Annotated in this window: 10 protein-coding genes; 8 read left to right on the top strand and 2 right to left on the bottom strand. The window is 62.3% G+C overall.

Going from position 1 to position 9,425, the window contains the following annotated elements:
• Both EOD07_RS11705 and EOD07_RS11700 read right to left on the bottom strand, forming a co-directional pair.
• Positions 1-289: TadE/TadG family type IV pilus assembly protein (locus EOD07_RS11705; protein WP_245470055.1), on the bottom strand; the 289-nt coding region annotated here is incomplete at its 3' end.
• 170 nt (positions 290-459) lie between these two features.
• Positions 460-882 (bottom strand): pilus assembly protein N-terminal domain-containing protein, encoded by a 423-nt coding sequence (locus EOD07_RS11700; protein WP_073989388.1) that lies wholly within the window; start codon positions 880-882, stop codon positions 460-462.
• A gap of 347 nt (positions 883-1,229) precedes the next feature.
• On the opposite strand from EOD07_RS11700, the gene EOD07_RS11695 reads away from it, so the two are divergent.
• From EOD07_RS11695 to EOD07_RS11660, 8 genes are all read left to right on the top strand, one after another.
• A complete protein-coding gene (locus EOD07_RS11695) occupies positions 1,230-1,418 on the top strand; it encodes a Flp family type IVb pilin (protein ID WP_073989387.1) in 189 nt (62 codons plus the stop codon).
• A 160-nt stretch (positions 1,419-1,578) separates the two neighbouring features.
• On the top strand, positions 1,579-2,097 hold the full coding sequence (locus EOD07_RS11690; RefSeq protein ID WP_041001626.1) for a prepilin peptidase: 519 nt from the start codon (positions 1,579-1,581) through the stop codon (positions 2,095-2,097).
• A gap of 229 nt (positions 2,098-2,326) precedes the next feature.
• Positions 2,327-3,139, top strand: a complete 813-nt coding sequence (gene cpaB / locus EOD07_RS11685; RefSeq protein WP_127235563.1) for a Flp pilus assembly protein CpaB — start codon at positions 2,327-2,329, stop codon at positions 3,137-3,139.
• Entirely contained in the window at positions 3,136-4,671 is a 1,536-nt protein-coding gene (locus EOD07_RS11680) for a type II and III secretion system protein family protein (RefSeq protein ID WP_127235562.1), read from the top strand. The genes cpaB and EOD07_RS11680 overlap by 4 nt, the downstream gene beginning before the upstream one ends.
• Before the next feature lie 14 nt (positions 4,672-4,685).
• Entirely contained in the window at positions 4,686-5,417 is a 732-nt protein-coding gene (locus EOD07_RS11675; RefSeq protein WP_127235561.1) for a CpaD family pilus assembly protein, read from the top strand.
• 39 nt (positions 5,418-5,456) lie between these two features.
• Complete coding sequence (locus tag EOD07_RS11670; RefSeq protein ID WP_127235560.1) at positions 5,457-6,746, top strand: CpaE family protein; 1,290 nt, start codon at positions 5,457-5,459, stop codon at positions 6,744-6,746.
• Positions 6,747-6,776: 30 nt separating this feature from the next.
• The gene (locus EOD07_RS11665) at positions 6,777-8,270 is read left to right on the top strand and encodes a CpaF family protein (RefSeq protein ID WP_127235559.1); all 1,494 of its coding nucleotides are present in this window, start codon (positions 6,777-6,779) and stop codon (positions 8,268-8,270) included.
• A gap of 131 nt (positions 8,271-8,401) precedes the next feature.
• Positions 8,402-9,415 carry a type II secretion system F family protein gene (locus tag EOD07_RS11660; RefSeq protein WP_040985900.1) on the top strand — a complete coding sequence of 338 codons (1,014 nt, stop codon included), beginning with the start codon at positions 8,402-8,404 and terminating at the stop codon, positions 9,413-9,415.
• The last annotated feature ends 10 nt before the right edge of the window (positions 9,416-9,425 follow it).

Here is a 9,425-nt window from a genome sequence, read left to right as displayed (position 1 = left end):
ATCCCGGGCAGTCCTGGGCCACGATGATCTCAAGCCTGCTGCAGATCAGCTGCTTGACGGAGGCTTCGCTGACGTTCGTCTTCTGCAACTGTCCGGTACGCAACTGGCGGGCGACATCGTCGGTGATGTTGGCCATCACCTCCTGGCCGGCGAACGAAATGCAGCTCTCGAGGATGGCGAACACGAGAAGCGCGAACGGGATGGCCAGCATCGCGAATTCCATGGCCGTGCTGCCGCGCCTGTCGCTGAAGAAGCCAGGGCGCGATCTGGCGTGCGCCTTGCTGTCCATGCCGTTGCCGGATGTGGCATCCTTGCTCATATCGCGTTCCTGCCGATCCCTTTGCGGTACCGTCGGCAAGGTTAGCGAAAACCCATTGAGGTCCGGTTTGGATGATCGTTAAACTCGTCGGGCGAGCTTTAAGCTGTCTTTAATGCCGGTGGGTTCTTCCCTCGCAGGGCTCAGTGCCCGGCGCTCATTTCGGCTTCGGAAGCCTTCTCGGCCTCGGTCTTGAACGCACTCTCGCAATAGGGCGTGCAGGACATGGTCTGGACTTCGGCGCGTCTGTAGATGCGTACCGAGGATGCGGCCTGTCGCACGACGGTCACCTGTTCATCGATGATCGGGCTGCCGTCCGAATCGAGCACGACCATATTGGTGACGCCGAAGCCCTTGCCGGTGAGAACGATGGTCGAGGCGTCCTGCACGGAGGCGTCGGCGATCGCCGGATTGCCGATGACGACCGTGTCGGCCGCGCGTGACAATTTGACGATCTTTGCCTGGTTCATGGTGACTTCTATGCCGGCGCCGGCCCTGGCCGGCATGACAAAGGCGGCAGTTGCCAGCAGCGCGGCGACTGGAAACAGCGATCTCGACAACGTCATTGAAGCGCTCCCGGCGGGCAGATTCTTCAACGGAACATGAACGAGATTGGTGAAGCAACGGTTAAGCCGGGCCCGATATGATTAAGGATCGGCTTGCATGATGGGTCATGCGTCGAGGGCGCTTACTGTTTTAGGAATATTGCACAAGCGCCGGTTTTCCGGGGGCCCGAGCTTCCTGGCGATGTTTAGGCCACGGTTAACCACGCAGCGCGTTCGCCACCGGAAAGGAATCGGTAAGGCTGTTTATTAAGCCGATTGAAACGGCTTCTCCCTAGATTTGCAGCATCCGATCAACCGCAAAGAGAAGTTGACGGAAGTGCTGTAACACGTGGAGTAGGAGCTCTCGAATGTCTAATCTCATTGCACGCTTCGTGAAGGACGAATCCGGCGCGACCGCCATCGAATATGGTCTGATCGCGGCTCTCATCGCGCTCGCTATCATGATGGGCGCTTCCCAGCTCGGCGGCGCGCTGAACGCCAAGTTCTCCGGCATCGCCAGCACCCTTAACGGCGTCGCCGGCACCCCGGCCCCGTAACAGGCAGCGAACAGCGCCTCTTTGACAAAATGAAGGGCCGCCCATGGCGGCCCTTCATCGTTAGACCAGCTCTCTGCGGGCACAGGCGATCGCCGCTCTCATCAATCGTTAATTCAATCTGCCTAGGCTGACGGCGGATTTCATCGCAGGCGTCGCGTCCATGATCGAAGCTGTCATCTTCGTCGTCTTTCCTTTCTGTATGCTGTTTGCGGCGATCTCGGACACGCTGTCGATGACGATCGCCAATCGCGTGCCCGTGCTTCTGGTGGCGACCTTTGCGCTGATCGCTCCGCTCACCGGCATGGATTGGGCGACCTATGGCTGGCACTTCGCGGCAGGCGCCCTGGTGCTGGCAGTGACATTCGGTCTTTTTGCGCTCGGCGGGATGGGTGGCGGCGACGCCAAGCTTCTGGCCGCGACAGCGGTCTGGATGGGCCTCAACATCAACCTGATCGGCTATCTGGTGACGTCGGCTTTCATCGGAGGCCTGCTGACCGTCGCAATCCTCGCTTACCGGAAATCGCCGCTTCCCATGTACACCGGCCACAACCGATTTCTCCGCTATTTCGCGGACGAGAGCGTTGGCGTCCCATATGGCATCGCGCTGGGCGCGGGTGGACTGATCACTTTCCCGGATTCGCCGCTGATGGTCTGGGCGCTGGGGAGGCTCACGACATAGGCACGGCGACATTGATGTCGGCGATCACCAGGCGGCCAGGCCGCCTTTTTTGTTGCATCACAAGGCGGCCAGGCCGCCTTTTTTGTTAACGGCGGGCCGTTCCATCTAATTTGAGTAAACCTTAAATTAATCACGATCGTAAGCATTGCATTAACCTTGTTTTGACGATTGCAGCTGCAAAGTCCGGCCTGGCGAGGTGGTTTGCCATCAGGCGAAGGGTTTCGGACGAATGCCAGCATCCCGATTGATTATTCTGGGCGTGGCTGCGGTCGCGGCGGGTGGCGCGGGCTATGTGGCGAAGAACATGGTCGTGGCGCCGCCGCCTCAGGTCGTCGTCGATGCGCCCAAGCAGCCGGCGATCGCATTGCAGGATGTGCTGGTGCTTTCCGGCGACGTGGCGATGGGCAGCCAGCTCGCCAACAACATCAGCTGGGAAGAATGGCCGGCCGATGGCGTCAACGCCAATTTCATCACCCGCGCCGCCGAGCCCGACGCGATCGAAAAGCTCAAGGGCTCGGTCGCGCGCGTCGCCATGTATACTGGCGAACCTTTGCGGCGTTCCAAGCTGGTCGGCGAGGGGCAGAGCTTCATGTCGTCGATCCTGCCTTCCGGCATGCGCGCCGTCGCGACCGCGATATCGGCCGACACGTCCGCCGGCGGCTTCATCCTGCCCAACGACTTCGTCGACGTCATCATGACCCGCCGCGCCGACACCGGCAATGGCGGCAGCGGCTTCAACACCGAGACGATCCTCAAGAACATCCGCGTGTTGGCCATCGACCAGACCATCCAGGAAGACGAAGAGGGCAAGAAGACCAGGGTCGGCCAGACCGCGACACTGGAGCTGACGCCGCAGCAGGCGGAGATCATCACGGTGGCGCAGCAGATGGCGGACCGCCTGACGCTCGCGCTGCGGCCGATCACCGACATCCATGAAAAGAATACCGACGAGGCCGACTATCTGGTCAACGGCAATGGCCGGCGCGGAACGGTGCGGCTGATCAAGTCAGGCGAGGTTTCCGAGGTGGGAGCAAGGAAATGAGGCTGAACGGTAAACTGCTGCCTGTCCTGGCCGCCGCGGCGATCGGTTCTTTCCTGGTCGGCACCAGCGCCCCCGGACTGGTCGAAGCCAAGGCCGCGAGCGCCGGCGTGTCGGCTTCCGTCGCCACGCAGCGCGTCAAGCTCGGCCTTAACAAGTCCGTGGTTATCGACCTGCCGAGCGACGCTTACGACATCCTGGTCGCCAATCCGGCCGTTGCCGATGCCGTGACCCGCACGGCGCGGCGCATCTACCTGTTCGGCAAGGCGGTCGGCGAAACCAACATCTTTGTCTTCGGCCCCAACGGCGAGCAGATCGTCAGCTTGGATCTGGCCGTCGAGCGCGACGTCGCCGGGCTGGAGGACTATCTGAAGCGCTTCATCCCGTCCTCGCAGATCAAGGTCGAGCTTCTCAACGACAACGTGGTCCTGACCGGCATGGTCGACACGCCGCTCGATGCCAAGCGCGCCGTCGACCTGGCAACCATCTTCGTGTCCGGCGGTGAAGCGACGACGGGTCAATATTCGCAAACCGCCGCCGGCGGCTCGGTCAATGGCGGCGTCGACATCAACAACCCCGACCAGGAGCGCCGGACCTCCAAGATCGTCAACCTCTTGCAGATTATTGGCGACGATCAGGTGACGCTCAAGGTGACCGTCGCCGAAGTCAGCCGCTCGGTGATGAAGCAGCTCGGCGTCAATATGTTCGGCAGCGGAGAGAGCAACGGCATCACCTGGTCGGCAACAGGCGACAACCCCATGGGGCTCGGCAAGCCCCTCAGCAATTCGGGATTCAATATCGGCTCGTCCTCGCTGCAGGCCTATGTCAACGCCCTGGAGCAGTCGGGCGTGATGAAGACGCTAGCCGAGCCTACCCTGACGGCGGTTTCAGGCGAGAAGGCCACGTTCAAGGTTGGCGGCGAATACAATATTGTCTCCAGCCAGAGCATTACCGATCCTGACATCACCAAAGGCATTCCTTCGAAGCTGACCTACCAGCTCGACAAGGTCGAGTACGGCATCGGACTTGAATTTCAACCGGTCGTCCTTTCCGCCGGTCGCATAAGCCTGAAGGTCCGGACGGCGGTCTCCGAGCCGACGACCGAAGGTTCAGCCGCGTTCTCGACAGGCCAAAAGACAGCTCCCGCCGCGAACATTCTCTCTATTCGCAAGCGTCTCGCCGACACCACCGTCGAGCTTCCCTCCGGCGGCTCGATGATGATCGCGGGCCTTGTTCGCGATGATGTTCGCCAGGCTGTCAACCAATTCCCGGGGTTGGGCAAAATCCCCGTCCTTGGCACGCTGTTCCGCAGCCGCGATTTCGTCCGCAACGAGAGCGAGCTCATCATCATCATCACGCCCTATCTGGCGCGGCCGGTGGCGCGCAACGACCTGGCCAAGCCGGATGACAACTTCAATGCGGCGAGCGACGGCGCCGGCATGTTCCTCGGCCGCGTCAACCGCGTCTACGGCACCATGCAGACCGACAGGCCGCCGGGCCGCTATCACGGCGTCGTCGGCTTCATCTACAAATGAGTGGGAATGCGGATATGTCCAAGTCAGCATCGAAGGTCGTGACGGTCCGGACAGCATCCGGCATCGCAAGGATCCGCCGGCAGGTGGTTCCGGCGCTGGCGATCGCCCTTGCGGCGTCGCTCGCCGGATGTGCCAACCGCGACAGTATCACGGTCGGATCGGTTCCGGACGATTACCGCACGACCCATCCGATCGTCATCGCCGAGAAGAACCAGAAGATTGACCTGCCGGTCGGCGCAGGCGATCGCGGCATGACAGGTGCCCAGCGCGATACGCTGCTCGGTTTCCTCGACGGCTACGACAAGGCTGCGGCCCCGTCGCTGACCATCGCAATCCCGCGCGGCTCGGCCAACGAGGTGGCGGCGCTGGTGGCGGGGCGCGATTTCGCGCGGGTCGCTGCGGCCGCTGGCGTCAAGCGCAGCCGTATCGTCATGACATCCTATCAGTCGGATGTGCCGGAGGCGTCCGCGCCGGTGCGTGTCGCCTTCGTCGCGGTGCGGGCACAGACCGATAAATGCGGCCGTTGGCCCGATGACCTGACGGAGACGTCGGAGAACAAGCACTACGCCGACTTCGGCTGCTCCTATCAGAACAATCTCGCGGCCCAGGTGGCCAATCCCAACGATCTGATCGGTCCGCGCAAGCAGTCCGACATCGACGCCGAAAACCGCGGCGCGGTGATCGACCTTTATCGCACGAGAGGCATTTCGAACGAGTTCCTCGGCAATTCGGAAGTGACGTACTGAGCCGCGCCGGACGACGAAGAGAGCAGTCACGGAAAGAGCATGACGATGAGCAATCTTGCCTACGACACGCCCGCGGAGACCGGCGACCTTTCGCAGCAGGACATCGCCGCCATGCAGGCGTTGCGCCCGGTGCCGCGCATTTCGATCCAGGCCTTTTGCGAGACCGAAGGCGTCGCCAACCCCGTCGAGCGCGCCGGCGAGGATCGCCGCATGGCCAAGGCCCATCTCAAGGTCCATATGGGCGGTATTCCGACCGCGATCGAGTTCTACCAGTCCGCGCCGACACCGAACCTGATCCTGCTGGAATCGCGCAGCGAACCGCAGCAGTTGCTCGAACAACTCGGCCAACTCGCCGAATATTGCGATCCGTCCTCCAAGGTCGTGGTCATCGGCCACTACAATGATGTCGGGCTTTACCGCGAGCTCATCCGCTCCGGCATTTCCGAATATGTCATCGCGCCGGTCTCGATGACCGACATCGTCAGCGTCGTGTCGTCGATCTTCGTCGATCCGGAAGCGGAGCCGATCGGCCGTTCGATCGCCTTCATCGGCGCCAAGGGTGGCGTCGGCTCCTCGACCATCGCTCACAATGTCGCCTGGGCGATGTCTTCCCTGTTCAAGTCCGAAGTCGTCATCGCCGATCTCGATCTCGCCTTCGGCACCGCCAATATCAATTTCGATCAGGATCCGGCGCAAGGCATCGCCGAGGCGGTGTTTTCGCCCGAGCGGGTCGACGAGGTCTATCTCGACCGTCTGCTCGCGCAATGCGCCGAGCATCTGTCGCTGCTCGCGGCTCCTTCCACGCTCGAGCGCGTCTATGATTTCGACCCCGAGGCCTTCGCGCAGGTCATCGAGACCGCCCAGCGTAGCGCGCCTTTGCTGGTCCTCGATGTCCCTCACATCTGGAGCGGGTGGACGAAGAGCACGCTGATCAAGGCGGATGAGATCGTCATCACGGCCACGCCCGAGCTCGCAAATCTTCGCAACACCAAGAACATGGTGGATATGCTGAAGCGGCTGCGTCCGAACGATCCCTCGCCGAAGCTGATCATCAACCAGGCAGGCGTTCCGAAGCGGCCCGAGATCGCGGCTTCCGATTTCGCCGAACCGCTCGGCATCACGCCGATGGCGGTGATCAACTTCGAACCGCTGCTGTTCGGCAATGCCGCCAACAATGGCCGCATGCTCTCCGAGATGGACGCCAAGAGCCCCGTCGTCGCGACCATCAATGAGATAGCGCATGTGCTGACCGGACGCAGCGAAATCAAGACAAGGAAGAAGGCAGGCCTGGGCTCGATCCTCGGCAAGCTCTCGCGCAACAAGAAGTGACGCTGATTGAGCGGCATCGGGTAGTCGATCATGTTTGGTAAAAGAGGCACAGACGACGGCAAGCGGGCAACGCCTGAATTCCGTCCGCCGGCATCCGCTCCCACCGCTCCAACGGGGACGATGACGGCCGAACGACCGGTCGCGCCGCCGTCCAGCGCTCCGGCCGCGCCGCCTGCGCGCCGCCCCGTCGAGGCGCCGCCCATGGCGCCGGAGCCGCCAAGAAGGGTTCAGCGCGAGCGCTCGGAGACCTACTACGACACCAAGAGCCAGGTTTTCTCCGCGCTGATCGATACGATCGATCTGTCGCAGCTCGCCAAGCTCGATCCCGAGAGCGCGCGCGAGGAAATCCGCGACATCGTCAACGACATCATCGCGATCAAGAACTTCGCGATGTCGATCTCCGAGCAGGAAGAGCTGCTCGAGGACATCTGCAACGACGTTCTGGGTTATGGGCCGCTGGAGCCGTTGCTTGCCCGCGACGACATCGCCGACATCATGGTCAACGGCTCCAAGAACGTCTACATCGAAGTCAATGGCAGGGTCGAACAGACCGGCATCCGTTTCCGCGACAACCAGCAGCTGCTCAACATCTGCCAGCGCATCGTCAGCCAGGTCGGCCGCCGCGTCGACGAATCGAGCCCGATCTGCGACGCGCGCCTGCCCGACGGCTCTCGCGTCAACGTCATTGCGCCGCCGCTGTCGATCGACGGCACCGCGCTCACCATCCGCAAATTCAAGAAGGACAAGCTGACGCTGGACCAGCTGGTCAAGTTCGGCGCCATCTCGCCGCAAGGCGCGGAAATCCTCAAGATCATAGGCCGCGTCCGCTGCAACGTCGTCATCTCTGGCGGCACCGGTTCCGGCAAGACGACGTTGCTGAACTGCCTGACCAATTATATCGACCGCGAGGAGCGCGTCATCACCTGCGAGGATTCGGCGGAACTGCAGCTGCAGCAGCCGCATGTGGTCCGTCTCGAGACCCGGCCGCCCAATCTGGAGGGCGAGGGCGAGGTGACCATGCGCGACCTGGTCAAGAACTGCCTGCGCATGCGGCCGGAGCGGATCATCGTCGGCGAAGTGCGCGGACCGGAAGTGTTCGACCTTTTGCAGGCGATGAACACCGGCCACGACGGCTCGATGGGAACGATCCACTCGAACAGCCCGCGCGAATGCCTCAACCGTATCGAATCGATGATCGCCATGGGCGGCTACTCGCTGCCGCAGCGCACGGTGCGCGAGATCGTCGTCGGCTCGATCGACGTGATCATCCAGGCGGCCCGCTTGCGCGACGGCTCACGCCGCATCACCCACATCACCGAAGTGGTCGGCATGGAAGGCGACGTCATCATCACCCAGGATCTTGTCCTCTACAACATCAAGGGCGAGGACTCGAGCGGCCGGCTGATCGGCGAACATGTGTCGACGGGCATCGGCCGCCCGCATTTCTGGGACCGCGCCCGCTATTATGGCGAGGAGCAGCGCCTCGCCACCGCGCTCGAGGCGATGGAGAAACGCGCTGACTAGAGCATTTTGCAGCCAAGTGGAACCAATTGGCGTCGCAGAAATGCGGCTAAAACAAACAGATAGCGCGGGGTGCCGACGTCTATTCAGCGCATCCCGCTCTAACGCATCTGGAGGTGTAGGGGCCCCGGTCGATGTTCGGAATTGACACCACCGTACTGGCTTTCATCGTGCTCGCCGGCTTCAGCGCCGGCGCGGTGGCCTACGCTTTCCTGTTCACGCGCATCGATAACGAAAAGCAGGCCGGCAAGCGGCTTCAGACCATCAAGACGGCCGAAACCGACCGGTCTGTGGTGAAAGCCACGCGCGACCGCGCCGCGGAAGCGGTCAAGCGGCGCAAAAACCTCCAGGACTCCCTCAGGCAGCTCGACGAGAAGCAGAAGACCAACGACCAAAACGTCAGGAAGCCGCCGCTGAAGGTTCAGATCCGTCAGGCCGGCATGCAGGTCCCGATCGAGCGCTTCTACATGTATTCGGCCGTCTGCGGCATCGTGCTGACAGGCTTTCTCTTTTTCGCCGGCGCGCCTTTGTGGGCGCTGCCCGGCGCGCTGCTGGCGGGCGGCCTCGGCCTGCCGCGCTGGTTTGTCTCCTTTCGCCGTACACGCCGCGTCAAGGCCTTCCTGGAAGAGTTCCCGAACGCGCTCGACATCATCGTGCGCGCGGTCAAGTCCGGCCTGCCGCTCAACGATGCGATCCGCCTGATCGCCAACGAATCGCCCGAACCGGTCCGATCCGAGTTCCGCCGCATCGTCGATTCCCAGCAGATGGGCATGTCGGTGCCTGACGCCGCCATGCGCATGTCCGAGACCATGCCATGCAGCGAGGCCGGTTTCTTCGGCATCGTCATCCAGATCCAGTCGCAGGCCGGCGGCAACCTGTCCGAGGCGCTGGGTAACCTTTCGCGCGTCCTGCGCGACCGCAAGAAGATGAAAGCCAAGGTCCAGGCGCTTTCGATGGAAGCCAAGGCATCCGCCGTCATCATCGGCGCCTTGCCCTTCGTCGTTGCCTTCCTCGTCTATCTGTCGAGCCCGAACTACATCATGCCGCTGTTCACCACCAATGTCGGCAACCTGATCCTCGGCTGCTCGGGTGTGTGGATGTCGATCGGCATCCTGGTGATGCGCAAGATGATGAACTTCGAAGTGTAGGGGCACGGAT

The sequence above is a fragment of the Mesorhizobium sp. M2C.T.Ca.TU.002.02.1.1 genome, assembly GCF_003997225.1.
Note: the sequence above shows the minus strand (reverse complement) of the source record. Positions and strands in the feature narration are given on the sequence as shown.